At 71.1% G+C, this 24,824-nt stretch carries 24 protein-coding genes; 10 read left to right on the forward strand and 14 right to left on the reverse strand.

Annotated elements, in window-relative coordinates; all coding sequences use genetic code 11:
* Positions 1–7: 7 nt before the first annotated feature.
* Together lipA and BMG523DRAFT_RS13390 are read right to left on the reverse strand one after the other, a co-directional pair.
* The gene (lipA, locus tag BMG523DRAFT_RS13385) at positions 8–1,009 is read right to left on the reverse strand and encodes a lipoyl synthase (protein ID WP_011437523.1); all 1,002 of its coding nucleotides are present in this window, start codon (positions 1,007–1,009) and stop codon (positions 8–10) included.
* Between the two features lie 158 nt (positions 1,010–1,167).
* The gene (locus BMG523DRAFT_RS13390) at positions 1,168–1,902 is read right to left on the reverse strand and encodes a peptidase E (RefSeq protein WP_023841807.1); all 735 of its coding nucleotides are present in this window, start codon (positions 1,900–1,902) and stop codon (positions 1,168–1,170) included.
* 135 nt (positions 1,903–2,037) lie between these two features.
* Between BMG523DRAFT_RS13390 and BMG523DRAFT_RS13395 the strand changes: the two genes are divergently transcribed.
* A complete protein-coding gene (locus tag BMG523DRAFT_RS13395) occupies positions 2,038–3,831 on the forward strand; it encodes a protein kinase (RefSeq protein WP_235463132.1) in 1,794 nt (597 codons plus the stop codon).
* 27 nt (positions 3,832–3,858) lie between these two features.
* On the opposite strand, the gene sucB is transcribed toward BMG523DRAFT_RS13395, so the two are convergent.
* The 3 genes from sucB to BMG523DRAFT_RS13410 all read right to left on the reverse strand — a co-directional run bounded on the left by sucB (position 3,859) and on the right by BMG523DRAFT_RS13410 (position 8,754).
* Positions 3,859–5,322 carry a 2-oxoglutarate dehydrogenase, E2 component, dihydrolipoamide succinyltransferase gene (gene sucB / locus BMG523DRAFT_RS13400; protein WP_011437520.1) on the reverse strand — a complete coding sequence of 488 codons (1,464 nt, stop codon included), beginning with the start codon at positions 5,320–5,322 and terminating at the stop codon, positions 3,859–3,861.
* Positions 5,323–5,464: 142 nt separating this feature from the next.
* Entirely contained in the window at positions 5,465–6,847 is a 1,383-nt protein-coding gene (gene lpdA, locus BMG523DRAFT_RS13405; RefSeq protein ID WP_011437519.1) for a dihydrolipoyl dehydrogenase, read from the reverse strand.
* A 296-nt stretch (positions 6,848–7,143) separates the two neighbouring features.
* Positions 7,144–8,754, reverse strand: coding sequence for a leucyl aminopeptidase (locus BMG523DRAFT_RS13410; RefSeq protein WP_023842024.1), 1,611 nt, complete (start codon positions 8,752–8,754; stop codon positions 7,144–7,146).
* A 120-nt stretch (positions 8,755–8,874) separates the two neighbouring features.
* On the opposite strand from BMG523DRAFT_RS13410, the gene gcvT reads away from it, so the two are divergent.
* Positions 8,875–9,990, forward strand: a complete 1,116-nt coding sequence (gene gcvT, locus BMG523DRAFT_RS13415) for a glycine cleavage system aminomethyltransferase GcvT (RefSeq protein ID WP_011437517.1) — start codon at positions 8,875–8,877, stop codon at positions 9,988–9,990.
* 70 nt (positions 9,991–10,060) lie between these two features.
* Here the strand turns inward: gcvT and BMG523DRAFT_RS13420 are convergent, their stop codons facing one another.
* Positions 10,061–10,894, reverse strand: a complete 834-nt coding sequence (locus BMG523DRAFT_RS13420; RefSeq protein ID WP_023842025.1) for an adenosylcobinamide-GDP ribazoletransferase — start codon at positions 10,892–10,894, stop codon at positions 10,061–10,063.
* Positions 10,894–12,027 carry a nicotinate-nucleotide--dimethylbenzimidazole phosphoribosyltransferase gene (gene cobT, locus BMG523DRAFT_RS13425; protein ID WP_023842026.1) on the reverse strand — a complete coding sequence of 378 codons (1,134 nt, stop codon included), beginning with the start codon at positions 12,025–12,027 and terminating at the stop codon, positions 10,894–10,896. Before cobT ends, BMG523DRAFT_RS13420 begins: the two co-directional genes overlap by 1 nt.
* Before the next feature lie 118 nt (positions 12,028–12,145).
* Here cobT and BMG523DRAFT_RS13430 point away from each other — a divergent pair, with 118 nt between their 5' ends.
* Positions 12,146–12,337, forward strand: coding sequence for a hypothetical protein (locus BMG523DRAFT_RS13430; RefSeq protein WP_035731705.1), 192 nt, complete (start codon positions 12,146–12,148; stop codon positions 12,335–12,337).
* A gap of 5 nt (positions 12,338–12,342) precedes the next feature.
* On the opposite strand, the gene BMG523DRAFT_RS13435 is transcribed toward BMG523DRAFT_RS13430, so the two are convergent.
* Positions 12,343–13,866 carry a bifunctional adenosylcobinamide kinase/adenosylcobinamide-phosphate guanylyltransferase gene (locus BMG523DRAFT_RS13435; RefSeq protein ID WP_011437514.1) on the reverse strand — a complete coding sequence of 508 codons (1,524 nt, stop codon included), beginning with the start codon at positions 13,864–13,866 and terminating at the stop codon, positions 12,343–12,345.
* Between the two features lie 96 nt (positions 13,867–13,962).
* Entirely contained in the window at positions 13,963–14,136 is a 174-nt protein-coding gene (locus BMG523DRAFT_RS26500) for a hypothetical protein (protein ID WP_011437513.1), read from the reverse strand.
* Between the two features lie 426 nt (positions 14,137–14,562).
* On the opposite strand from BMG523DRAFT_RS26500, the gene BMG523DRAFT_RS13445 reads away from it, so the two are divergent.
* The 3 genes from BMG523DRAFT_RS13445 to BMG523DRAFT_RS13455 all read left to right on the forward strand — a co-directional run bounded on the left by BMG523DRAFT_RS13445 (position 14,563) and on the right by BMG523DRAFT_RS13455 (position 16,137).
* Complete coding sequence (locus tag BMG523DRAFT_RS13445) at positions 14,563–14,775, forward strand: hypothetical protein (RefSeq protein WP_011437512.1); 213 nt, start codon at positions 14,563–14,565, stop codon at positions 14,773–14,775.
* 205 nt (positions 14,776–14,980) lie between these two features.
* The gene (locus BMG523DRAFT_RS13450; protein WP_011437511.1) at positions 14,981–15,460 is read left to right on the forward strand and encodes a nitroreductase family deazaflavin-dependent oxidoreductase; all 480 of its coding nucleotides are present in this window, start codon (positions 14,981–14,983) and stop codon (positions 15,458–15,460) included.
* 68 nt (positions 15,461–15,528) lie between these two features.
* Complete coding sequence (locus BMG523DRAFT_RS13455; RefSeq protein WP_043591310.1) at positions 15,529–16,137, forward strand: TetR/AcrR family transcriptional regulator; 609 nt, start codon at positions 15,529–15,531, stop codon at positions 16,135–16,137.
* Positions 16,138–16,225: 88 nt separating this feature from the next.
* On the opposite strand, the gene BMG523DRAFT_RS13460 is transcribed toward BMG523DRAFT_RS13455, so the two are convergent.
* The 3 genes from BMG523DRAFT_RS13460 to nadA are packed head-to-tail and all read right to left on the reverse strand — an operon-like array spanning position 16,226 to position 19,077.
* Positions 16,226–17,191 (reverse strand): aldo/keto reductase family protein, encoded by a 966-nt coding sequence (locus tag BMG523DRAFT_RS13460; RefSeq protein WP_011437509.1) that lies wholly within the window; start codon positions 17,189–17,191, stop codon positions 16,226–16,228.
* 33 nt (positions 17,192–17,224) lie between these two features.
* A complete protein-coding gene (locus tag BMG523DRAFT_RS13465) occupies positions 17,225–17,854 on the reverse strand; it encodes a DUF3043 domain-containing protein (protein WP_011437508.1) in 630 nt (209 codons plus the stop codon).
* Positions 17,854–19,077 carry a quinolinate synthase NadA gene (gene nadA / locus BMG523DRAFT_RS13470; protein WP_011437507.1) on the reverse strand — a complete coding sequence of 408 codons (1,224 nt, stop codon included), beginning with the start codon at positions 19,075–19,077 and terminating at the stop codon, positions 17,854–17,856. The genes BMG523DRAFT_RS13465 and nadA overlap by 1 nt, the downstream gene beginning before the upstream one ends.
* A gap of 412 nt (positions 19,078–19,489) precedes the next feature.
* Between nadA and erpA the strand changes: the two genes are divergently transcribed.
* On the forward strand, positions 19,490–19,852 hold the full coding sequence (erpA, locus tag BMG523DRAFT_RS13475) for an iron-sulfur cluster insertion protein ErpA (RefSeq protein WP_011437506.1): 363 nt from the start codon (positions 19,490–19,492) through the stop codon (positions 19,850–19,852).
* Positions 19,853–20,168: 316 nt separating this feature from the next.
* Positions 20,169–21,149 (forward strand): carbohydrate kinase family protein, encoded by a 981-nt coding sequence (locus tag BMG523DRAFT_RS13480; protein ID WP_011437505.1) that lies wholly within the window; start codon positions 20,169–20,171, stop codon positions 21,147–21,149.
* Positions 21,150–21,158: 9 nt separating this feature from the next.
* Here BMG523DRAFT_RS13480 and BMG523DRAFT_RS13485 read toward each other — a convergent pair whose 3' ends face one another.
* Together BMG523DRAFT_RS13485 and BMG523DRAFT_RS13490 are read right to left on the reverse strand one after the other, a co-directional pair.
* A complete protein-coding gene (locus tag BMG523DRAFT_RS13485; RefSeq protein ID WP_035731696.1) occupies positions 21,159–21,395 on the reverse strand; it encodes a sulfurtransferase TusA family protein in 237 nt (78 codons plus the stop codon).
* 13 nt (positions 21,396–21,408) lie between these two features.
* Entirely contained in the window at positions 21,409–22,557 is a 1,149-nt protein-coding gene (locus BMG523DRAFT_RS13490) for a cysteine desulfurase family protein (RefSeq protein ID WP_035731691.1), read from the reverse strand.
* A gap of 246 nt (positions 22,558–22,803) precedes the next feature.
* On the opposite strand from BMG523DRAFT_RS13490, the gene coxB reads away from it, so the two are divergent.
* Entirely contained in the window at positions 22,804–23,754 is a 951-nt protein-coding gene (gene coxB, locus BMG523DRAFT_RS13495) for a cytochrome c oxidase subunit II (protein WP_011437502.1), read from the forward strand.
* The coding region (locus tag BMG523DRAFT_RS13500) for a cbb3-type cytochrome c oxidase subunit I (RefSeq protein WP_043591309.1) at positions 23,751–24,824 on the forward strand (1,074 nt) is incomplete at its 3' end. The genes coxB and BMG523DRAFT_RS13500, both read left to right, overlap by 4 nt.

The raw sequence follows: 24,824 nt of genomic DNA on the forward strand, positions 1-24,824 counted from the left end.
GGAATGGTCACCACGGACTCGGCCGTTGCCCGTGAGAGTTCTCCGACACACTTTCCGGGGGAACGGACATTTCGCTGCGGTCCTGGTCACGTGCCGTCATCGCTTGCTGGTAGAGGCGGCTGGCCCGGTAGGAAGACCGGACGAGCGGACCGGACATCACCCCGGAGAACCCGAGCTCCGCGCCGACACGTCCCCAGTCGAGGAACTCCTCCGGCCGCACCCACCGCTCGACCGGATGGTGCCGCGGCGTCGGGCGCAGGTACTGGGTCACGGTGAGCAGCTCACACCCCGCCGACCGCAGATCCCGCAGGGCCGTGTGGATCTCCTCCGCCGTCTCACCCAGACCCAGGATGAGGTTCGACTTCGTGACCAGCCCGGCCTGGCGGGCCTGGCGCAGCACGTCGAGTGAGCGCTCGTACCGGAACGCCGGCCGGATCCGCCTGAAGATCCGGGGTACGGTTTCGAGGTTGTGGGCGAGTACCTCGGGCGCCGCCTCGAACACCTCGCCCAACTGGTCGGGCCGGCCGCCGAAGTCCGGGATCAGGACCTCCACGCCGGTATCGGCCGAGCGTGCGTGGATCTGGCGGACCGTCTCCGCGTACAGCCACGAGCCGCCGTCCGCGAGGTCGTCCCGAGCGACTCCGGTGACCGTCGCGTACCGCAGGCCCATGGTGGCGACGGACTCCGCCACCCGGCGCGGCTCGTCATGGTCGAGCGGGGCAGGCCGCCCGGAGTCGATCTGGCAGAAGTCGCAGCGGCGGGTGCAGACCTCCCCGCCGATCAGGAAGGTCGCCTCGCGGTCCTCCCAGCATTCGTAGATGTTGGGACAGCCGGCTTCCTCGCACACCGTGTGCAGCCCGGCCGATTGGACCAGCCCCTTGACGTCCTGGTACTGCGGACCGGTGCGCAGCCGAGTCCTGATCCACGATGGCTTGCGTTCGATCGGCGTCTGCGCATTACGGGCCTCGATGCGCAGCAGCGGGCGACCCTCGGGGGCGACGGCGGTCATACCACCAGCTCCATCTGCTCAGCTTGCTCGGCGACCGGTTCGAAGGAGGGGAGGCTCCGCGGCCAAGCGGATTTTGGCGAGGAAGCGCTGTCTGTCCCATGCTTCGCGGTGGGAGGCCGCGGAAAGCCGAGAACATCCACAATCATAAGCCTGCCGGCTCAGTCGCGGGGCACCGCGGGTAGCAGGCGGGGCACCACCGCGGTCTCCACGGCGGTGCCGTCCGGACCGCGTTCGACCCGCCAGGCGTGCACCCCGGGCCGGTCGGCCACCGCCTCGACGAGATCGGTGCCGTGGAAGTGCAGACCCACTCCGTCGTCGGTCGCCCATCCGGCCGGCAGCGTGCCCTCGGCGACCAGCCGCTGGAACAGCGGCCGCCGGCTGGCCTCCGAGTCGTAGTGCGGGGTGTTGCTGAAGGGCAGCAGGCCGAGGCCGTTCGTCACCGGGCGGAGAGCCGGGCCGAAGGAGTCGGTGGTGCCGCCCACATGCCAGCACAGTGAACCGGCGGAGACTCCACCGAGCACGACCCCCGCCTCCCACGCCTCTCGGAAGATCTCACCGAGCCCGTGCACGGCCCAGACCGCGAGCAGGTTGGCGACGCTGCCCCCGCCGACCCAGACGACGTCCTGCGCCAGCAGATGGGCGCGGATGTCGGCGATGTTCGGCATCGGGAACAGCGTGAGATGGGAGAGCAGCACGTCGGGCCGGTCGCGGTTGAACGCCGCGTACCCGCGGGCGTAGGCGGCCTGGTCGTCGCCCAGGGCGGTCTGCAGCAGGCAGACCCGGGGCCGTGCGCCCGCCGCGGACAGACTGATGGCGTGATGGAGGATGGGACCGACCTTGGCTCCGTAGCGGCCGTCCGGAAGGAAGCCACCGCTGGTGGCGAGGATCTGCACGGGTTCGTCGCTCTCTGAAGGCTGTCGCATGTGACGGTCGTCGATCGCATACCCCGCGGTGGATCGTAAAAAGTTATCCACAACCGGACGAAGAGGTAGGCAGACCGGACCGGTTTGAGCCTAGCGTCGCTTCTTGTGACCTTCACCGACGATTCCGCGGACAGGCCGGCCCGGCGCGTCGGCGGCGTACCCGAGGTCCCGGGGGTGAGCATGCGTTCCCGCCTGCGGGACGCCGGCTCTGGAGAGCTCTGGTCGGGTCAGTTCGACCAGTCCGGAATCGAGTGCGTGGTGCGGCGGGTGCGGTTGGCGCCGGACCCGGTGCTGCGTTCCGCGGCGGTCATCGCGGCCCGGGCCCTCGTGGACCTGGAGCATCCCCATCTGGTGCCGGTCGTGGCGGTGTTGCCGACCGCGGAGGGCCTGGCGTTGATCACCGAGCCGGTCGTCGGCGGTGTCAGCCTCGCGCGGCTGCTCGCCGCCCGCGGGGACCTGGACCCCGGTGAGGTCGTCACGATCGGTCTGCCGATCGCGCAGGCCCTGGCCGCCGCGCACGCCGTCGGCGTCGTGCATGGCCGGCTCGAGCGTGCGGACATCCTGTTGGAGCCGAACGGTCGTCCGGTTCTGATCGGGCTCGGGGTCGCGGCGCTGGCCGACGCCGCCAGACCGGATCCGATTCCACCCGAGGCCGCGTCCGCGGACGTCCATGACCTGGCCACTCTGCTGCTCGGGGCGATGCGTGAGGCCACCGGGCCAGACGCGGCCGCGGTGGCGGTGGCGGTGGCGACCGCCATGATCGACGACCCGCGTCGGCGACCGAGCGCCCTGGAACTCGCCGCGTCGCTGGCCCGCAGCGCGACTCCGCTCCCGGTCCGCCTGGCGGGCGGCGGCGAGGTGGGCGGCGGCGAGCCGGGTGGCGCGGCGCGGCGCGGTCCCTCGCCGACCGACACCCTGCCGGCGATCCCCTGGGTGGACCCGCCCGACGATCCGGCCCCGCCCGACCGGGCCATCACCGGAGCGACGGCCGTCAACGCCGCGGAGCTGCTCGACTCGTTGCCGCCACCGCCCCGACGATCGACCCGTGCGACGACCAACCCTCGGAAGGCCGCCCGCGGTGGCGGTCGGGGCTCCGGGGGCAAGGGGTCGGCCACCCCGGGTGCGGCTGCTCCGGGGCCGCGGTCACCGCGTTCCGGCGGATCCACCGGAAGCGGCCAGGGGACGCAGCGAGGTCCGCGCGGGCACACGACCGCCTCGGGCTCCCCGGGTCCCGCGAGGCCCCCGGGGGGCCTCGGCTCCCCGGGCCGGAGCACCCGGCCGACCTCCGCGCGCCGACCGCGTCGGGTGGGAGCCCGCCGCCAGCGCTTGCTGTTCCCGGTGACCGCCGGGCTGGGCCTGCTGGTGGTCGTGGCGGCCGTCGCGTTGCTGCTGGCCAGCCCGGAGAAGGACGATGCACCCGGCGCGGCCGGGACGTCCGTGCCACCAACCGGTGCAGCCTCCGCGGCCGGGCGGGGACCGACGGCGTCGCCGGTCGCCAATCAGTCGCCCGAGCAGGTCTGGCGTTCGGTACTCGCCGAGTTGAACACCGCGCGCAGCCGTGCGTTCGAGCGGGCTGACGAGAGCCTCCTGACGGAGTCTGATGCCGCGGGTAGTGAGTTGCACGCTTCGGATATCGCGCTGATGAGGCAGGTGGTCGCGAGGGGGGCGCATGCCTCGGCACTGCGCAGCGACATCCTCGATCTCAAGGTCCGGGTCGAGGAACCGGACCGCACCGTGCTGCGGGTCACCCAACGCCTGAACGCCTACGACTTCCTCGACGCCGGGGGGAAGGTGCTGGCGCATCAGGCGGCGAAGTCGCCGGAACGGCGTGACCTCACCCTGATCCGTACCGGCTCCGGTTGGCGGGTCTCGGAGAACGTCCCGGTCACGGCCGGCTGACCGGACGGTCAGCCGGCCGTGACCGGGCTACAGGCCGAGTTCGGCTTCGAAGGCTCCGTTTTCCAGCCGGTGCTTGGTGAAGGCCAGGAAGCGAGCCGCGTCGGCACCGTCGACGATGCGGTGGTCGTAGGTGAGGGACAGGTACACCGTCGAACGAACCGCGATGATCTCGCCCAGCTCCGGATCGTCGACGACGGCCGGCTTCTTCGTCACGATGCCGGTGCCGAGGATGCCCACCTGCGGCTGGTTGATGATCGGCGTGTCGAACAGGGCGCCTCGACTGCCGGTGTTCGTCAGGGTGAAGGTGCCGCCGCCGAGCTCGTCGGGCGAGATTCGGTTGGCCCGGGTGCGGCTCGCCAGGTCGTCGATCTTGCGGGCCAGCCCGATGAGGTTGAGATCGCCGGCGTTGTGGATGACGGGCACGACCAGACCACGCTCGGAGTCCACGGCGATGCCGAGGTTCTCCTCTCCGTGGTAGGTGACCGTGCCCGCCTCGACGTCGATGCTGGAGTTGAGCTGCGGGAACTCACGCAGCGCCGCACAGGTCGCCAAGGCGAAGAACGGCAGGAATGACAGCTTGATGCCCTCCCGAGCCTGGAAGCCGCTCTTCGCCCGGTCCCGCAGCCGCGCGATCCGGGTGACGTCGGCCTCCACCACGGTGGTGAGCTGCGCGCTGATCTGCAGCGACTCGACCATGCGGCGAGCGACCAACGCCCGCAGGCGGGAGAGCTTCTCGGTCTGGCCGCGGACGGGGGCAGCGCCGGTCGGCGCCACGGTCGGCGCCACGGCTGGGGCTGTCGGGGCTGTGGGGGGGGTCGCGGGAGTCTCCTGCGCCGCGGGAGCCGCGTCCCGCGGCCGCGCGGCGTCCTGGATGTCCTGCTTGGTGACGCGTCCACCCGGCCCGGTTCCCGCCACGGTTCCCAGGTCCACGCCGAGCTCGGCGGCCATCTTGCGCACCAGCGGGGTGACGTAGCGACCGATGCCGCCGCCGTTCCCGTTGGCGGCGGCCGGGGTCTGGGCCGGGACCGGGGTGAGCTCCGGCTGACGAGCGAACGCCGGTGCCGGCGCGGGCGTCGGCGCGGGTGCGGGCGTCGGCGCGGGTGCGGGCGTCGGCGCGGGTGCGGGCGTCGGAGTGGGCGGAGGCGGCGGTGCCGCGGCAGCCGGCTTCACGGGTTCCGGCGCCGGTTCGGGTTCCGGCTCCGGCGCGGCGGGCGCCTGCGTGGCCTGCGCCGGTGCGGTGCCGCCACCCGCGGACCCGTCGTCGATCACCGCGAGCTCGACGCCGACCTCGACGGTCTCATCCTCGGCGACCTTGATCGAGCTGACGACACCGGAGGCGGGGGCGGGGATCTCGGTGTCGACCTTGTCGGTGCTGACTTCGAGCAGTGGCTCGTCGGCCTCGACGCGTTCACCCTCCTGCTTCAGCCACCGCGTGACGGTTCCCTCGGAGACACTCTCCCCGAGCCGGGGCATTGTGACAGATACAGACATGCTGGAACGACTCCTTTGTCGCGTCCGGCATCTGCACCGCGCGGGCGGCCGGCCGGAGGCGCTCATGCTTGGCGTGGCCTGAATCCTGGGCGGATCGGGCCGCGGGGGTGGCACGGGCAGGCACGATCCAGGGCGGTGCCCGCTAACCGTGGACGTGAAGGGGCTTGCCGGCCAGCGCCAGATGCGCCTCGCCGAGAGCCTCGGACAGCGTGGGATGCGGGTGGATGAGCTGGGCGACCTCGGCGGGGAACGCCTCCCAGTTGGTGATGAGCTGAGCCTCGGCGATGAGCTCGCCGACCCGGTCGCCGACCATGTGCACGCCCACCACCGGACCATCGGGGACCGCGATCACAGTGACCGCACCGGAGGTCCTGAGGATCTGGGACTTGCCGTTGCCCGCCAGGTTGTAGGTGACCGTCTTGATCTCGCCGTACCGCTCCCTGGCGACCGCGGCGGTCAGGCCGACCGAGGCCACCTCCGGGTGGGAGTAGGTGACCCGCGGAACGTTGTCGTAGTCGACCGGCACCGGGCCCAGCCCGGCAAGCTGCTCGGCGACGAAGATGCCCTCGGCGAAGCCGACGTGGGCGAGCTGGAGCCCGGGCCGCAGGTCGCCCAGCGCGGACACGGTCGGAATGTTCGTGCGTAGCTGACGGTCGACCAGCACATAGCCGCGGTCGGTCGCGATGCCGACCTCCTCGTAGCCGAGACCTTCCGAGACCGGTCCACGACCGACCGCGACGAGCAGCAGTTCGGCCTCGATGGTGGTCCCGTTCTCGAGGGACACCGTCACGCCCTGGTCGGTGGACTTCACCCCGGAGAACCGCGCGCCGAGATGCTGCTTGATGCCGCGCTTGCGGAAGGCACGCTCCAGCAGCTTGGAGCTGGACTCGTCCTCGAGCGGGACGAGGTGCGGCAGCGCCTCGACGATGGTCACCTCGGCCCCGTAGGACCGCCAGACGGAGGCGAACTCGCATCCGATGGCCCCGGCGCCCAGTACCACCGCGGAGGCCGGCACATGGTCGAGGGTCAGGGCGTCATCGCTGGTGATGACCTTGTCGTGGTCGATGTCCAGGCCGGGCAGGGTCTTGGAATAGGAACCGGTCGCGAGCAGGACGTGCCGACCCTCGATGACCCGGTCGCCGACGGCCACGGCGGTCGGGGAGACCAGCCGGCCGAATCCCTCGACGACCTCGATCCCCCGGGACTTGATCAGGCCGGTCAACCCCTTGAAGAGCCCGGCGATGACCGAGTCCTTGTAGGAGTTGACCGCGGCCATGTCGATGCCGTCGAGGGTCGAGCGAACCCCGAAGGCCTCGCTTTCGTTGATGTTGTCAACGATCTCCGCCGAATGCAGCAGCGCCTTGGTCGGGATGCAACCTCGGTGCAGGCAGGTGCCGCCGAGCTTGTCCTTCTCGATCAGAACGACGCTCAGGTCGAGTTCCGCGGCGCGCAGCGCGGCGGCGTATCCGCCGCTGCCGCCACCGAGGATGACCAGGTCGACGGGACCGGCCGCTGAATTCGCCACGCCAGGGGTCCCTTCTCGTTGAATCCTGTGGTCTTGCCGGTGGTGCCGAGAGCGTTACTAGTAGCGTCTGCTACGTCGAGTGACAAAGCCGGTGACGCGGTTGGCCGCCGCCCCCGACGGCGTTCCCACCGCTGAGCGCGGCAGCCGAAGCAGGAGCGTCAGGCCACGGCTCGCCTAGCCACGGCAACCGGATGCCAGTCTTTCACGTCGTGAGCCCACTGCCGCTCGGATGGGCGTGACTGTGCTGCATTGCGCGAGGCGCCAGCAACCATTGTGTACCTACCTTCCCCCGCAGGTCAGCCCTCGGCCGGGGACTCAGCCGGGGAACCGGTGGCCGAACCGGGGGAGGCCGTCGTCGTCGCGCGGTCCTGCGCCAGCTGGACGAGCGTGCGTACGATCATGCCGGTGCCTCCCTTGGGGGTGTGGCCGTAGGGCTCTCCACCGTTCCAGGAGGGACCGGCGATGTCGATGTGCGCCCAGGACACCTTCTCGGGGACGAACGAGGCGAGGAAGTGCGCGGCGACCAGCATGCCGCCGTCTCGGTTGCCTCCCGGTGGCACGTTGGCGATGTCGGCCACCGTCGAGTCCAGTCCCTTGCGCAGATCGGGCGGAAGGGGCATCGGCCAGACGCTCTCGTCGGCGGCGGCCGCCGCCGACGCGACCGCGTCCACCGCGGCCGCACGACCCATCAGTCCGCTCGTCCGGTGGCCGAGGGCGACGATCTGTGCGCCGGTCAGGGTGGCCACGTCCACGATCAGGTCCGGTGACTCCTCGTTGGCGCGGACGAGGGCGTCGGCGAGCACCAGCCGGCCCTCGGCGTCGGTGTTGAGCACCTCCACCCGGGTGCCGCCGCGCAGGGTGAGAACGTCGGAGGGGCGGATCGCGTCGCCCGAGGGCATGTTCTCCGCGCAGGGCATCCAGCCGGTGAGAGTGATCGGGAGCTTGAGCCGGGCCGCGGCGATGACGGTGCCGAGCACCGCGGCCGCGCCCGCCATGTCGGTCTTCATCCATTCCATGGAGGTCGACGGCTTCAGGGACAACCCCCCGGAATCGAAGGTGATGCCCTTGCCGACCAGCGCCAGCGCCGGCCGCTCGGATCCACCGCCGCGCCATTCCAGCCGCACCAGCCGCGGTGGATTCGCGGATCCCTGGCCGACACCGAGCAGGCCTCCGAAGCCGCCCTCGGCGAGCGTCACCTCGTCGAGGACCTCGACCGTCACGCCGGCGGCGGTGGCCCGCTCGACGGCGATGTCGGCGAGCAGGGCGGGGGACAGATGGCTCGGCGGCGTGTTCACCAGATCGCGGACCAGGGTGACCGCATCCGTGACGACGGTGGCCCGGCGCAGTTCCTCTTCCGCTGTCGGGAGGCTCTGCTCGTCGACGAGCACCGTCAGCTCCTCGACGGGGCGGGGGCGGCCGTTCGCCGACGTGGTGCGCAGCCCGTCGTAGGAGTAGGTGCCGAGCAACGCGCCTTCGGCCACGGCCCGCACCGACTCCGACGTGACCGCGCCCGGCGCGGCCGCCAGAGCGACGGCCACCCGCGCGGTCCCGGCGAGGGAGCGCACCGCGACCCCGGCCGCCCGGCGTAGTGCCTCGGTGCCGATCGGCGTGGACGACATCGGCGTGGAGGACATCGGCGTGGACGACGTGGCGAGGGGGCCCAGCCCGACCGCGAGAACCGTCGCGCAGGGCACGGTACCGAGGGTGGCGAAGCGGACCGTCTCGCCGGCCTTGCCGGTCGCGCCCAGCGAGGCAAGCACCTGCGTCAGCCTGCCGCCGAGCGCGGCGTCCAGGTCCGCCGCGCCACCGGCTACGAGGAGCCCCTCGTCGCCGGTGGCGGTGGCGATCACCACCGCGTCCACATCGAGATCGGCGAGAGCGGCGGTACTGGGCACGATGGTGGTCATGCGGTGAGCGTATTGAACGGGAGGTCTTCCCGACGGGGAGCCGGACCCCACCGGCGGGTGGCCGGAGGCCAGGCCCGCGGTCGTTTCGACCGCTGCCGGCCGGACACTAGGCTGCTGGCCATGGCAGAGCTGCGTCGATCCCCAGAGCTGCGTCGATCCCCGCTGTACGACCGGCACGTCGAACTGGGCGCGAAGATGGCCGGGTTCGGTGGCTGGGAGATGCCGATCGAGTACACCGGCCGCGGGGTGCTCGCCGAGCACCAGGCGGTCCGCGGCGCGGTCGGGATCTTCGACGTCAGCCATCTCGGCAAGGCCAGGATCGCCGGCCCCGGCGCCGCCGCCTTCGTCAACGCCTGCCTGACCAACGACCTGCGCCGGATCGGCCCCGGCCAGGCGCAGTACACCTTGTGCTGCGAGGAGACCGGCGGGGTCGTCGACGATCTGATCGCCTACCTGTACTCCGACGAGGAGGTCTTCCTCGTCCCGAACGCCGCGAACACCGCACAGGTCGTCGCTCGCCTCGCCGCGGCGGCGCCGGCGGGCGTGTCCGTCACCGACCTGCACACCGGGTACGGCGTGGTAGCGGTCCAGGGACCGGCCTGCGCCGACCTGCTCGGCGCCCTCGGCCTGCCCACCGGCGGGACGTATATGAGTTTCGTCGACGCGGAGTGGAAGGGCCACCCGGTGATCGTGTGCCGGTCGGGCTACACCGGAGAGCGAGGCTACGAGCTGTTGCCCCGTTGGGACGACACCCCTGCGCTGTGGGATGCGCTGTTCGCGGCGGGTGGGCCGCTCGGCGTCGTGCCGGTCGGCCTCGGTGCCCGCGACACGCTGCGGACCGAGATGGGGTATCCGCTGCATGGCCAGGACCTCTCTTTGTCGATCACGCCGGTCCAGGCTCGCTCCGGGTGGGCCGTCGGCTGGGACAAGGATCGCTTCTGGGGACGCGACGCCCTGCTCGCGGAGCGGTCCGCCGGCGCCTCCCGCCTGCTGTGGGGGCTGCGGTCCACCGGCCGGGTGATTCCCCGTCCGCACATGACCGTGGCCTCCGCGGCTGGTGCCACGGTCGGTGAGGTCACCAGCGGCACGTTCTCTCCGACGCTGCGCCAGGGGATCGGGCTCGCCCTGCTGGACCGGTCCGTGCAGGGGGGCGACACGGTGAACGTCGACGTCCGGGGCCGTCCGAGTCCCATGACGGTTGTCCGGCCGCCGTTCGTCAGGTCCTCGCCCAAGTAGCCCAGCCGCCGGACGGGCCTGTCCGGCGGGCCCGCCGGGCGGACGCCAGCGGGCGGCGTCCGCCGCGCTGTCAGTGCAGGCCGAGGGTGTGCAGGACGGGCGTCGGGATCGTCATGGCCATGACGAGCAGGGTCGCCGCCGCGGTGATCTCGATGAGTCCGCCGAGGATGTCTCCGGTGATCCCGCCGAAGCGCGTGAGCAGATACCGCCGGAGCAGAAACGAGACGCCTGTCCCGACCCAGACCGCGAGGACCGCTCGCAGCGCCCGGCCGGGGCCGCCGCCGTCGAAGTCCAGCAGTCCGGCCAGCGCCGCGACGGCGCAGACTGCCAGGAAGGACAGCGCCGCGTCCCGGGTCCGCACGGTTCCCGCGACCAGCGCACCGAGGCCATCCGGCCGAGCCGGCGGGACGGCGCCGGTACAGGCCAGGGTGGCCGCGAGCCTGCTGGTCATCGCGGCGACCAGAATCGACAGCGTGCCGCGGTGCGCCGAGATCGTCGTGCTCAGGGCCCCGACCTGGAGCAGCACCACGAACAGGACGATGATCGCTCCGAAGGCCCCGATGGTCGACTCGCGCATGATCTCCAAGGCGCGATCCCTGCCCCGCGCTCGCCAGGCGCCGAGCCCGTCCCCGAGATCGGCCAGCCCGTCGAGATGCAGGCCCCGGGTGACCAGAGCGAGCACCGTGACGCCGACGACGGCCGGCAGCAGGGTCTGGGCGCGCTGACCGGGAACCGCCGTGACGATCCGGGTGGCGAACACCGCACTGCCGGCGAGCAGCCCCAGGGCCAGGCCGACGAAGGGCGCCAGGGCCATCGCCCGGCCCGCGAGCCGCCGGTCGGTGTGCTCCGGGCCCCGCAGCGGCAGGACGGTGAGCAGCGTGAATGCTGTTCTTGCCTCGAGCATCACGGGGCACCGGCCGCGGGGCCCGAGTCCCCTTGGCCGCCGCCGACCTCGGCTTTCCCGCTGACACCGGCCTGGTCGAACGTCGCCATCTCGGCCAGCGTGGCCTGGGCCGCCCGCAGGAACGGAACGGCGAGGAGCGCACCGGTGCCCTCCCCGAGACGCAGGCCGGCGTCGACCAGGGGGGTCAGACCGAGTGCGTCCAGTGCGATTCCCTGGGCGGGCTCGGTGGACCGGGTGCCGGCCACCCACCACTGGCTTGCTCCTGGGGCGATCCGCTCTGCGGCCAGTGCCGCCGCGCAGACGATCACACCGTCGAGGATGACCGGCGTCCGTCGCACGGCGGACTGCGCCAGCAGCCCGGCCAGGGCGAGCAGATCGGCTCCACCGACGATCCGCAGCACCGAATGCGCGTCGCCGGTGAACGGCCGGCCGCGCCGCATCGCGTCCCGGATCGCGGCCGTCTTGAGCATCCAACGTTGGTCGTCGATCCCCGTCCCGCGGCCGACTACCTCGATCGGCTCCCGGTCGCACAGCAGCGCCACGATGGTGGCTGCGGGGGTTGTGTTGCCGATCCCCATCTCGCCGGGAACAAGCAGGTCCGCGCCCGCGTCGATCTCCTCGTCCGCGATGAGTCGGCCGACGGCGAACGCGGCGTCCGCCTCCGCGACCGACAGCGCGTCGGTGCGGTCGATCCGTCCGCTCGACCGTCGCACCCGATAGCGCTCCGGTGCGGCCGATCCATCCACCCCGCCCGGCGTGAGGGGCCGCGCGGTGTCCACGGACACGTCCACCACGCGCACGGCGGCCCCGACCTGGCGGGCCAGCACGTTGACCGCCGCGCCGCCCGCGGCGAAGTTCGAGACCATCTGGGCGGTCACGTCGCTGGGGAAGGCGGACACCCCGGCCTGGGCGACACCGTGGTCGCCGGCGATCACGACCGCCCGGATCCGGGCGAAGGGACGGGGTGGGCAGGTCGCCTGTGCGCCGGCGAGCCAGATGGACAGATCCTCGAGCCGGCCCAGCGCCCCGGGTGGCTTGGTCAGTTCGGTCTGCCGCTGGCGAGCCGCCGCCATCGCGTCGGAGTCCAACGGGGGAACGGCGGGAACGGCGCTGCCTGACGCATCGGGATCCACGGGATCCTTACTACCTGATCCGCTCGGTCGGCAACGCACCACATCCCCGCGAAGGTATCTCCCAGTGGTCCCCGTACCGCATGATTGTGCCGATCGGCGCGGCCGGGACGGTTGGTCCTTGCCGGCCGGCCCGGCCGGCAGGTGGCTGGCCTCGGGCGGCAATGACCGCACCGTGCGGGTCTGGCGGGTGAGCGACGGCGCGGCCCGGTCCTGCCGGTGGCTTCCCGCGACCGAACCGGCCGGTCTCATCGTGGCCTGCTCGGCCGGGCTCTACCGCTACGACTTCGTCACGGGAGGATTCGTCCCGTGAGGACGCTATGACCGCTCGTGCGGGAACGGTCGCAGCCGGAGGGGGATGCCCGCGACCACCTGCCACACCTCGTCGGCCTCGGCCGCGAGATCGGCGTTGAGACGGCCGAGCACGTCGCGGAACCGGCGGCCGGCCTCGGCCGGGGGAACGACCCCGGAACCGACCTCGTCCGTGACCGCGACGACCCGACGGCCGGTGGCCCGCCAGGCGTCAACGAGCTCCTCCGCGCGGATGCGCAACTCGTCCGGACGGTCCAGCCAGGCGCCGACCCACAGCCCCAGACCGTCGATGAGCAGCGGTGGTCCGGGAGAGCGCAACAGGGGAACCAGGTCGACCGTCTCCACGGTCGTCCAGGCGGCCGGGCGCCGCCGCCGGTGTGCGGCGATCCGCTCGGACCACTCGGCGTCGGCCGGATCAGGCGGCGCCGACGTCGCGACGTAGACCACCTCCGGTTCGGCGAGCAGCCGGCGTTCGGCCTCGGCCGACTTCCCCGACCGAGCACCCCCCGTGATCAGGACCCGGTGTGGTGCCGGGAGCACCGGACTCTGCCACCGCCCTGGTGCCCGTGGTGGCTGCGACGGCTGCGACGGCTGTGATGGCTGCCGCCGGGCGGCCGGGACGATGTCATAGACGGTCCCGTCCGCCGGTGCCAGCGCGCCGACGAGGTGGAGCCGGCGGGCCAGTTCGTCGCCGGGCGGGTTGCGGTGACTCAGATGGACGGCCAGTACCAGGGTGCTCGGCACCACGGCGCCGCGGCGGCGCAGCTCGGCCACGAGCTGACCGAAGGTGTCGAGGTCAAGGTGCTCGCCGAACCCCGGCCGGTCGCCGTTGTTCTCCTCCAGCAGCACGACGTCGTAGGCGCGGCCGGTGACCGCCTCGAGCGTCTCCGCCGGCAGCGGCGCCGCGGTGTCGCAGCCGTACAGCAGACGTCCACCGTCCGGCGCCGTCACGTCGTAGAGCACGGCCGGCCCGATGCTCGCGTCACCGTGCTGGGCGGCGACCGGTCGAACGAGATAACCCCGATCGCTCGGGGACTCCTGATCCTCCGGGGATCCCCGGTCCTCCGCGGCCTGCCGATCGTCCGCGCCGAGGCGCAGGGGTCCGGGTGTCGTCGGCGTGCCCCCGGGCACCACGGCGATCAGCCGCAGCGGCGAGCCGTCCCGGTCCGGATCGGAGCGCTCCCAGCGAGCCAGGAACTCCCGGCACGCCGCCAGCGCCGCCGGCGGACCGACCACGTCGAGGGGCCGTCCCGCGGCTGTCGACCACGAGCGCCACATCAGGCTCTCGGGCCCCAGATGATCGGGATGGGCGTGACTGATCAGCAGATGACGCAGCCCCGATAGGCGTACTCCGAGCCGGGCAGCGGTCCGGGGCACGTCGGGACCACAGTCGATCAGCAGGGCGTCGTCGATCAGAACGGCCGTCTGCCCGCGTACTTCGTGTTCCCTGGCCCAGGCACAGGATGCGCAGTCGCACCACGGGTTGGGCCAGCCGTCCGCCGAGCCGGTGCCGAGCAGCGTCACCTTCATCGTGTTCCGTCTCCCGGATCCCGTTGCGCCCCGGATCCCCCCGGATCCCGCCTCTCCGGGTTCTCAAGCCTGCCAGGCTCCGTGGCCCGCGGAACCTCAGACGTGCGGGTGGCGCTTGCGCTCCCACAGGGTCATGAGGGTGAGCACCACCGCCAGCAGGAAGATTGCCGCGAAGGTGACGAGCGCGGCGGCCCACCAGGTCAGGGGAGCGTCCTCGTGTTCCACGGACTCGGCCACGATGGCCGCTGCGTTGTAGACGGTCGTTCCCACGCGGGTTCTTCCTCCTTGTACCGACGTACTGCTCACGCAGACGTGCCTGTCGTGCGGACCTGCCTTCGACGCGGCTGTGCTCACCGTGCGGACATGCCGCCGGCTCGCACGACCGGCGATGACCGGTGACGCCGGCTTCGCGATCGTGGTGGTCGCGATGCTGTCCGGGCATCCACCGGAACTGACGTTACCGACGTTCACGACATCCTGGCGCGGGTATCGCCGACCGCGCCAGTAGCACGGGCCGACCAGACCCGGGCCCGCGGGCCGGTCGACCAGTGCCACGATGGATCATCGGCCCTGGCGTGGGGCCGGGAGTCCCGCGTCGGCGGGGTGCACGCGGTTGGATGGGACGACCGGCCGGCGCACTGGCCGATCACGGCCGGCGGCTCCAGCGCGGGCCGCCCGGGTGGGAAGGACACACTCATGACCTGGACCTGGCGCTACGAAGGCGATGACGGCACGATCACGATGGTCGGCGGGGACTCGACCTCTGAGTCGTTCACCAGCCAGGGAGACGCTGAGACGTGGCTCGGGGAGACCTGGCGTGACCTGCTCGATGCGGGGGTGGCGCAGGTGACGCTCCTCGATGCCGGCCGTCGCGTCTACGGGCCGATGAGCCTGCGCCCGGTGACCTGAGCCGCCTCCGCCCGTGCCGGTCCCGACCGGTGCCGGTCCCGATTCGCGCCGACCGAACCGCCTCTTGACGAGAGGTCGGCTAACGATGTTAGCTGGCAGCGTTGGCTGACGACGTTGGCCTGTCCGGTGTGGTCCGGCCGGCCGAACCATCGAGATCGCTCAGGCCGGCGCCGGGCCGTTCCGGTCGACAGAGAGGGTGCAGATCTTGACCGAGCACAACAACCCGTCCACTCCGGCCGAAGCGCATTACCTCGCCCCCGGATGGTTCACCCGTAACGTGGCCAACCGCGCCGTCGCGGCGTTGACCCGGGCGGGGATCAGCCTCCTGGGCAGTCGGATCCTCGAGGTACGCGGCCGGATCAGCGGCGAGCCGCGCCGGACCCCGGTGAACCTGCTCATCTTCGACGGGCAGCAGTACCTGGTCTCGGCGCGAGGGCACGGCCAGTGGGTGCGTAATCTGCGCGCGGCCCAAGGCGAGCTATGCCTGCTGCGTGGCCGGTCGCGCACGCGTTACTCCGCGACCGAGCTGGATCCGGCGGCGAGCGTCGCCGTGCTGCGGGCCTACCTGCGGCGGTGGAAGGCCGAGGTCGGCGCCTTCTTCGACGGGGTCGGGCCGGACTCGCCCGATGAGGAGATCCGTCGGATCGCGCCCCGCCACCCCGTCTTCGTGATCACACCGGCGTGAACACGGGGGCGGCGACCTCACCGGTGCGGGCGGAATCCGGGCCGGCGCCGGTGCGGGGAGCACGGTCGGTGGCGCAGGCGCGGCCGGTCGGCGAGCCGCCATTGCCCAGGATCGCGCCCCGCCCGGTCCTAGGCCTCGTCTCGCCGCGGGTCACCGAGATCATCACGGTCGCGCGGGGGGTGCTGGAGACCGAGGGGGCGGGGGCGCTGACGATGCGCCGGATCGGTGATCTCCTCGGTATCCGGGCGCCGTCGCTGTACAAGCATCTCGCGGGTAAGCCGCAGCTCGAGGCCAAGCTGATCGAGACCATGCTCATGGAGATCGGGGACCTGCTCCACGACGTGGTCGACCGCGGCGGTGCCGCGGAGGTGGTCCCGGCCCTGCTGGCCGCGTACCGGGGCTATGCCCAAGCCCATCCGAACCTCTACCGCCTGGTCACCGCCGGTTCGCTGAACCGTCGGCTACTGAGCGCCGACGTCGAGGACTGGGCGGGGGAGCCATTCTACCGGGCGGCCGGGGAACCCTATCGTGCGCAGGCCCTGTGGGCCGCCGCGCACGGCACGATGATCCTCGAACTGGACGGCCGCTATCTGCCAGGATCCGATCTCGACCGGACCTGGCAGGCGCTGGCCTCCGCTTTCCGCCGAACCGACCCGGCTGGCGACCATCCTGGCTGATCTGATCTGATCTGATCAGATCAGATCAGATCTGATTCGGTTCGGGGTAGCCGGCGGGCCCGGGGCCAGGCCTGGAGGCAGGCCCGGGTCAGGCCCGGGTGACGACCTCGGCGAGCACGTCGTCGATCCGATCAAGCAGCGCCGTGTCGAGCGTCACGCCGGCAGCCTTGACGTTCTCCCGTACCTGCTCCGGCCGGGACGCGCCGATGATCGCTGAGGCGACGTTGTCGTTCTGCAGCACCCAGGCGACGGCGAGCTGCGCCATCGACAGCCCGGCGTCCGCGGCGATCGGCCGCAGCTCCTGCACCGCGGTCAGCACGTCGTCGCGCAGCAGCCGGGAGATGAAGGTGGAACCGGTTTCACCGGTGGCCCGGCTGCCGGCCGGCGGTGGCTGACCGGGCGGGTACTTGCCGGTGAGCACGCCTTGGGCGATCGGCGACCAGACGATCTGGGAGATCCCGGCCTTCCGGCTGACGGGCACGATGTCGGCCTCGATGGTCCGCCACAGCATCGAGTACTGCGGCTGGTTGGAGATGATGCGGTCCAGCCCCAGCTCGCTGGCCAGCCGGACGGCGTCGCTGATCTGCGCGGCGCTCCACTCGGACACGCCGACGTAGAGCACTTTGCCGGCGCGGACGAGGTCGTCGAAGGCCCGCAGGGTCTCTTCGATCGGCACCGTCGGGTCGTACCGGTGTGCCTGGTAGAGGTCGAGATGGTCGGTGCGCAGACGGCGCAGCGAGGCGTGCGCGGACTCGATGATGTGCTTGCGACCGAGGCCCTTGTCGTTCTCCCCCGGGCCGGTGGGCCAGTAGACCTTGGTGAACAGCTCGTAGGACTCCCGGCGCACGCCCTGCAGCGCTTCGCCCAGGACGCTCTCGGCGCGGGTACCGGCGTAGACGTCCGCGGTGTCGAATGTGGTGATGCCCTCGTCGAGGGCGGCACGCACACAGGCGGTCGCCGCGTCCGCCTCGATCTGGTCACCATGGGTGATCCAGTTGCCGTAGGAGATCTCACTGACCGACAGGCCGCTGCGCCCAAGACGTCGATGCTTCACGTGACGACCTTAGCCGTCGGCCCTGACCGTCGATCAGGGGCGCGGGTCGGAGCGGGAGACCCGCGGGCGGGGGAGTCGCCAGCGCCGCGGCAGTAGCGCGCGCTGCGCGGCGTAGGCCCGCACCCGCACCCGGGAGTCCGGGTACTTCTCCGCGACGCGCCGGCTCACCTGCCAGGAGAGCAGGATCGAGTCGATGACGACCGCGACGATCCCGAGCAGCATCAGCAGGGTCGCGGCCAGCCTGATCGATGCGTTCGGGACCAGTCCGCCGACGAAGTAGACGACGGCGATCGGCAAGAAGAACGATCCGACGTTGATCCGCGTGTCCACGAAGTCGCGGGTCAGTACGCGCTCGGGCGCGCGTTCACGCGCTGGCAGCCGGCTGACGTCGCCGGACATCATCGCCGCGCGGTACTCCTGGCTCTGCCTGCGTCGCGCGGCCCGCGCCTCCTGCTTGTTCGCCGAGACGCCGAGCGCACCACCGGGCTTCGTACGGGCGGCCCGCGCCTCCGCCCGGCGGGGCGTGGGCCGGCCCTTGGCCGCCGTGCGCCGCGGATCGGCGACCTTCTCCTGTTCGACCCTCTCCACCTGCTCGGCGATCGGGTCCCCGGGGCCGGGGCCGGCATCGGGGCCGGCGGAGTTGCGTCGTTTCAGCAGAGCCATCAGGGCAGCGCCAACATCTGGTCGAGAGCCTTCCGGGCATAGGTGGCCACGTCCGGGTCGACGGTGATGCGGTTCACCGTCTCACCCCGTACGAGGGACTCCAGCGCCCACACGAGGTGGGGCATGTCGATCCGGTTCATGGTGGAGCAGAAACACACCGTACGGTCCAGGAAGACGATGGTCTTGTCAGGGTGCCTCGTCGCCAGCCGCTGCACCAGGTTCAGCTCGGTACCGATCGCGAACGCCGATCCGGCGGGAGCGGCAGCGACGACCGAGATGATGTACTCGGTCGAGCCGACGAGGTCGGCCGCGGTGACGACCTCCCGCCGGCACTCGGGGTGGGCGAGCACCGTCACCCCGGGGATCCGGCGGCGGACCTCGTCGACGCTGTCGCGGGTGAACCGGCCGTGCACCGAGCAGTGACCCCGCCAGAGGATCATCTTCGCCGCGCGCAGTTGCCGGCGGGTCAGTCCTCCCGAGGGCTTGCGGGGGTCGTAAACGACGCAGTCCTGCTCGCTTGTCCCCAGTTCACCGATGGCGGTGTTGCGGCCGAGGTGCTGGTCCGGCAGGAAAAGCACCCGGGCACCCCCGCGCTCGCCGAAGGCCCACTCCAGCGCGCGCCTGGCGTTCGACGAGGTGCAGATCGTCCCGTCGTGGCGCCCGGTGAACGCCTTGATCGCGGCCGAGGAGTTCATGTAGCTCACCGGAACGGTATCGGCGGCGACTCCCGCATCGAGCAGATCGTCCCAGGCCTGCTCGACCTGCTCGGCGGTGGCCATGTCCGCCATCGAGCAGCCGGCGGCGAGGTCCGGCAGGATCACCTGCTGGTGCGCGCCGGTGAGGATGTCGGCGCTTTCCGCCATGAAGTGCACGCCGCAGAAGACGATCGCCTCGGCCTGCGGCCGCGCGGCGGCCTGCTGGGCCAGCTTGAACGAGTCGCCGGTCACGTCGGCGAAGGCGATGACCTCGTCGCGCTGGTAGTGGTGCCCGAGGATGAACGCCCGATCACCCAGCGCCCGCTTCGCCGCCGCGGCGCGGGCTGTGAGGGCCGGATCGGCCGCCGGGGGGAGTTCACCCGGACAGTCCACGCCACGCTCGCTGGCCGGGTCGGCCTGGCGGCCGAGTAGCAGCAGGGCCAGCGGTGATGGAGTCACACCGACCCGGCCTAGGGCCGGGTCGCGAGCAGGGATGGGGCCGCGCCGCAGGGTCGGGTTGGTGGTCATGGCGCTCCTCCGGTCGACCGGCCCTCGGCCTGGCCGCCTCGTCGTCCGCGGCGGCCGACCGAACGATCCCGCCGGACCCGTCCACGAATGGTCGATGAGACTCTAACTCCCGGCGCCATCGTATGCCGAGCTCTTCGTGGTCAGCTGGCGGCCAGACGAAGGTCACTAACGTGAACGGGAGTGACCACCGTCTCCAGGCATGGTCGGGATCTCGACGTGGTTGGCCCGCGCCGACGTCGCTACCATAGGAAGCGGATCCCGGCCGACGGTGTTGGGCATGGATGTCGGCACAGTGGCAGTGCCGTGCCCGGGGGGGTGTGCGCCGGATGGTCGGCGGCGCCCTGCGTACAAGTCAACCGGAACTAGTGGCCTGGCTTGCCAGGCACGTCCACCAAGGGCAGGAGTAGTCCCTATGACCGTTCAGGACACCACGGCACCCGCGACGCAGTCCTCGAGCGTCGTCCTCACCGACACCGCCGCAGGCAAGGTGAAGACCCTGCTCGAGCAGGAGGGTCGGGATGACCTCAAGCTGCGTATCGCGGTGCAGCCCGGAGGCTGCTCGGGCATGCGCTACCAGCTGTTCTTTGACGAGCGGTCCCTCGACGGCGACACCGTCATCGATTTCTCCGGTGTCAAGGTGGCGGTGGACCGGATGAGTGCCCCGTACCTCGGCGGGGCGACGATCGACTTCGTCGACACGATCGAGAAGCAGGGTTTCACTATCGATAACCCGAATGCCCAGGGTTCCTGCGCCTGCGGCGACTCGTTCCACTGATGCGCTGAGCACCGGGCCGTCCCTCCTGCTCGCGTCTCGACGCGAGTCCCGGGTGCGGTTCGGTGACCGGTTGATCAGACTGGTACGTCCGGGAGAGCCTGGTCCGGCCCTTGTTCGTCGGACCGGGCTCTCCCGCATGTGCTGCGTCGGTATCCGCTTGTGCCGGTATTCATCGTTTCCCTTGCCGGCGGGCCGCCGGAATCACGGGACACCGCGATCTGACGCCTCGTAATTCTGACGCCTCCGTGATGACGCGTGTGAACCAGCGCGAGCCGGTGGTTCCGGGCTTCGGGGCAGGCCGGTAAGCTCCTTGATCGTGCGTATCGCCGTGACTGGTTCCATCGCCTCTGACCACCTCATGCGCTTTCCTGGAAGGTTCGCCGAGCAGTTGCTCGCCGACCAGCTTGAGCGGGTCTCGCTGTCCTTTCTCGTCGACGAGCTCGTGATCCGGCGGGGCGGAGTGGCGGCCAACATCGCCTTCGGCCTGGGCCGGCTGGGCCTGCGCCCGATCCTCGTCGGCGCGGTCGGCGAGGACTTCGCCGACTACCGCTCCTGGCTCGACCGGCACGGCGTGGACACCGCCTCCGTGCGGGTCAGTGAGATCGCGCACACCGCGCGGTTCGTCTGCACCACCGACGAGGACCTCAACCAGATCGCGTCCTTCTACCCGGGTGCGATGAGTGAGGCCGCCGACATCGAGTTGAGGCCGATCGCCGAGCGGTTCGGCGGCCTGGACATGGTGATCGTCAGCCCCAACGACCCCGGGGCGATGCTGCGCCACAGCGAGGAGTGCCGGCAGCGGGGATATCCGTTCGCGGCGGACATCTCCCAGCAGCTCGCGATCATGGAGGGCCCGCAGATCCGCGAGCTCGTCGTCGGTGCGGCCTACCTGTTCTGTAACGAGTACGAGAAGGCGCTGCTCGCCAGCAAGACCGGCTGGTCGGACGAGGAGATCCTGGCCAGGGTCGGTGTCCGGGTGACCACGCACGGCAAGGACGGTGCGGTCATCGAGGCCCCGGAGAGCGACCCCATCCGGGTCCCGGTCGTTCCCGCCCGCGCCACCCCGGATCCCACCGGAGTCGGGGACGCCTTCCGGGCCGGGTTCTTCGCCGGCCGGTCCTGGGACCTCTCGCTCGAACGCTCCGCCCAGGTCGGCTCCCTGCTCGCCACCCTGGTCCTGGAGACGATCGGCACCCAGGAGTACACGGTGGAGCCCTCGGAGGTGCTTAAGCGTCTCACCGAGGCCTACGGTTCCGACGCCGCCGCCGAGATCGCCGAGCATCTGCCGGCAATCTGAGCCGGCGGGTTATACAAGCCGCCGGATGACGAACGCCTCCCCGCCTTCCGGAAGCGGGGAGACGTCCACCAGCTCCTGACCCCGCAGCCGGCACCAGGCCACGACGTCCGCGCCGGCGGCGGGGTCGTCGGCCCAGAGCGTGATGGTGCCGGTCACCGGAATCCCGCCGAAGGCGCGGGCCAGATCGATGATCGGCAACGGGCAGCGTCGTCCCCGCGAGTCGACCGTGTGCGGCTGTTCCGTCATCGGATTGTCGGCATCAAAGCCCGGCGGCGCCCAGCCGGTCCCGCACGGCGCGTACGGCTGCGGGCAGCGCCGTCAGCAGGGCGTCGAGATCGGCCTGGGTCGACTCGCGGCCAAAGGATATCCGCAGGTTGCCGTGCGTCAACGCGCCCATGGCGACCAGGACATGGCTCGGGATCAGGGTGTCGGATGTGCAGCTCGACCCGGAGCTCACGGCGATTCCGGTCCGGTCGAGCTCGGTCAGCAGCGCCTCGCCCTCGACGTAGAGGCAGGAGAACGCGCTGATGTGCGGAACCGTCGCCGCCCGGTCCGGATCGCCGAGTAGTTCCACGCCGTTGACGAGTTCGGGCAGCCGGCGGCGCAGTTCGGCCACGTAGCCGGCGAGCCGGGGCGCCTCCGCGGCGAGTTCACCCGCCCGGGCGCTCAGCGCCATGGCTGCGGCGACGACGGCGGGGACGTTCGGATAGCCCGCAACCCGACCGCCCTCCCGCTCGTCAACGGGACCGGGACTGCGCCAGCGGGTCCCGGTGCGCACCGCGAGAACGCCCACCCCGGGTGGTCCGCCGAACTTGTGGGCACTCGCGGTGAGCAGATCCACCCCGAGGTCGGCCAGGTCGACGGGGATGTGGCCGACTGTCACGGCGGCGTCGGTGTGCAGCGGCACCCCGGCGGCGCGCATCCGTTCGGCGACCTCGGCGACCGGCTGGATGGTCCCGACCTCGTGGTTGGCGTGCTGGAGGCTGGCGACGGCGGTACCGGCGACGGGGGTGAAGTCGGCGGGGTCGACCCGGCCGAGATGATCCACACCAATCCTGACGACCCGTCCACCGGCCTGTTCGTGCCGCTGCGCGGCGTGCAGGACGCTGGAGTGCTCGACCGCGCTGACCATGACGACGTCACCCGCACGCCGCCGGGCCGCCGCCGTGCCCAACAGGGCCAGATGCGCCGCCGCCGACCCGCTCGCGGGAAAACTGATCTCGTCCGGCCGGGCCCCGAGCACGCCCGCGACGGTCTCGCGGGCCGCGTCGAGCAGCATGCGCGCCCGGCGGCCCTCCCGATACAACCGTGCCGGGTCGGCCCAACCATCCTGAAGAGCCATTAGCAGAGCCTCGCGCGCGGCAGGGTGCAGCGGCGTGGTCGACGCGTGGTCGAGATAGGCCGGCACCTGTGAAACGGTACGCCGTGAACGGCCGGGAGGGGCGTGCGTCACAGGCGCTGACGGGGGCCTTAGGCGAGAAGGTTCGCGGCTGCTGAGATACGCTGCTGCCGCACCATCTACAGCGTGTCGAAGACAGCATGTCGTCCGGTTGGATCGGCGGGGCGACATGGCGTTTCCAGGGGGTCTCGCGCGCGGGGACGAACGCTGTCCGCCCCGCGGCCGCGGCCCGCTCGTCGTGGGAGGCAGGACCTGGTGAGGAGATCCTTCGGTCGGACCCGGCCGTCGCTCGCGGATGTCGAGGACACGCCGACGACACCGGCTGACTCCGACACACGCGCAGCTGCGGTGTCCGCGGTCGGCGTGCACGGGACGCGGCACATCCGGCCGCTTCGGCGTGTCCTGCGTCTCGGTGCCGTGCTCGCTGTCGTGGGGATCATGGCGACCGCCTGCGACAGGCCTACATTCGGCTATCCCAGGGGCGTGACGAACCAGACGCCGCGCCTTCTCAACATCTGGCAGGGTTCGGCGATCGCCGCGCTCGCCGTCGGTGTGCTCGTCTGGGGAATGATCTTTTACGCGATCATCGCCTTCCGGAAACGCAGCGACGTGCTTCCCCGCCAGGTGCGCTACAACCTGCCAGTCGAGGTTCTCTACACCGTCGTGCCGGTGGTGATCGTGGCCGGGCTGTTCTTCTACACGGCCCGGGACGAGAGCGAGGTCACCAAGCTCTCGCCGAAGCCAGACGTCACCGTTGACGTGATCGCCTTCCGATGGAACTGGCAGTTCAAGTACCTCGACACCGGATCCGGCCGGCAGGGTGCCAACCCGATCGAGGTCACCGGTCGCCCCGGTGAACCGGCGGTGCTCGTGCTGCCGCAGAACCGCTCGATCCGTTTCGTGGAGAGCTCGCCGGACGTCATCCACTCGTTCTGGGTGCCGGAGTTCCTGTTCAAACGGGACGTCATCCCCGGCCGGGTGAACCAGTTTGAACTGACCATCACGAAGACCGGCACCTTCATCGGTCGATGCGCCGAACTGTGCGGGACGGACCACGACCGGATGAACTTCTACGTGAAGGTCGTGCCGCAGGCCGAGTACGACACGTTCATCGCGGACCGGGAGAACGTGGCGATCTCGGCGGCGCCGGCCGTGTCAACGACCGGGACCGCCGCCACCACCGCAACCACCGGGAGTGGACAGTGACCCTCGTACAAGAAGCGGGTGTCGGCCACGCCGACTCCCCGGACTCCCACATCCCCCGGCGGACGAACCTGCTCGGCTATCTGCGGACGACGTCCCACAAGGACATCGCCNTCNTGTACNNCGTCACGTCGTTCGGGTTCTTCCTCTTCGCCGGTGTCCTGGCCATCATGATGCGGGCGGAACTCGCCCGCCCGGGGCTGCAGTACTTCTCCAACGAGCAGTACAACCAGTTTTTCACGATGCACGGCACGCTGATGCTGCTCATGTTCGCGACCCCGATCGCGTTCGCGTTCGCGAACTTCCTCGTGCCGCTGCAGATCGGCGCGCCGGACGTGGCGTTCCCGCGGCTGAACGCGCTGTCCTACTGGTTCTTCCTGTTCGGCAGCCTGACGGTGATCNTNGGGTTCCTGACCCCGAACGGCGCCGCGTCCTTCGGCTGGTTCGCCTACTCGCCGCTGAANANCNAGGTGTACTCGCCGGGGGCCGGGTCGGACCTGTGGATCGTGGGNCTNNCGGTNTCCGGTNTNGGTACCATCCTCGGCGCCGTCAACATGATCACGACGATCCTGACGATGCGGGCCCCGGGCATGACGATGTTCCGGCTGCCGATCTTCTGCTGGAACTTCCTGGTGACCTCGATCCTCGTGCTGGTTGCCTTCCCCGTGCTCGCCGCGGCGCTGCTCGCCCTGGAGGCCGACCGGCGCTTCGGCGCGCACGTGTTCGACGCCGCCAACGGCGGCGCGCTGCTCTGGCAGCACCTGTTCTGGTTCTTCGGCCACCCCGAGGTCTACATCCTCGCCCTGCCGTTCTTCGGCATCGTCAGCGAGATCCTGCCGGTCTTCTCCCGCAAGCCGCTGTTCGGCTACAAGGGTCTGGTCTTCGCCACCATCGGCATCGGAGCCCTGTCCGTCGCGGTGTGGGCGCACCACATGTTCGTCACCGGCGCGGTGCTGCTGCCCTTCTTCGCCTTCCTGTCGTTCCTCATCGCGGTGCCGACCGGGATGAAGTTCTTCAACTGGATCGGCACGATGTGGCGCGGGCAGCTCACCTTCGAGACGCCGATGCTGTTC

It is taken from the genome of Frankia sp. BMG5.23 (assembly GCF_000685765.2).
GTDB classification, from domain to species: domain Bacteria; phylum Actinomycetota; class Actinomycetes; order Frankiales; family Frankiaceae; genus Frankia; species Frankia casuarinae.

Bases quoted from the DNA above. Each gene is read 5' to 3' on its own strand.
- BMG523DRAFT_RS13485 (WP_035731696.1), bottom strand. From the start codon at position 21,395: ATGACGGAACAGCCGCACACGGTCGACTCGCGGGGACGACGCTGCCCG.
- BMG523DRAFT_RS13435 (WP_011437514.1), bottom strand. From the start codon at position 13,866: ATGAAGGTGACGCTGCTCGGCACCGGCTCGGCGGACGGCTGGCCCAAC.
- gcvT (WP_011437517.1), top strand. From the start codon at position 8,875: ATGGCAGAGCTGCGTCGATCCCCAGAGCTGCGTCGATCCCCGCTGTAC.
- BMG523DRAFT_RS13465 (WP_011437508.1), bottom strand. From the start codon at position 17,854: ATGGCTCTGCTGAAACGACGCAACTCCGCCGGCCCCGATGCCGGCCCC.
- sucB (WP_011437520.1), bottom strand. From the start codon at position 5,322: ATGTCTGTATCTGTCACAATGCCCCGGCTCGGGGAGAGTGTCTCCGAG.
- nadA (WP_011437507.1), bottom strand. From the start codon at position 19,077: ATGACCACCAACCCGACCCTGCGGCGCGGCCCCATCCCTGCTCGCGAC.
- BMG523DRAFT_RS13410 (WP_023842024.1), bottom strand. From the start codon at position 8,754: ATGACCACCATCGTGCCCAGTACCGCCGCTCTCGCCGATCTCGATGTG.
- BMG523DRAFT_RS13420 (WP_023842025.1), bottom strand. From the start codon at position 10,894: ATGCTCGAGGCAAGAACAGCATTCACGCTGCTCACCGTCCTGCCGCTG.
- BMG523DRAFT_RS13445 (WP_011437512.1), top strand. From the start codon at position 14,563: ATGACCTGGACCTGGCGCTACGAAGGCGATGACGGCACGATCACGATG.
- erpA (WP_011437506.1), top strand. From the start codon at position 19,490: ATGACCGTTCAGGACACCACGGCACCCGCGACGCAGTCCTCGAGCGTC.
- lipA (WP_011437523.1), bottom strand. From the start codon at position 1,009: ATGACCGCCGTCGCCCCCGAGGGTCGCCCGCTGCTGCGCATCGAGGCC.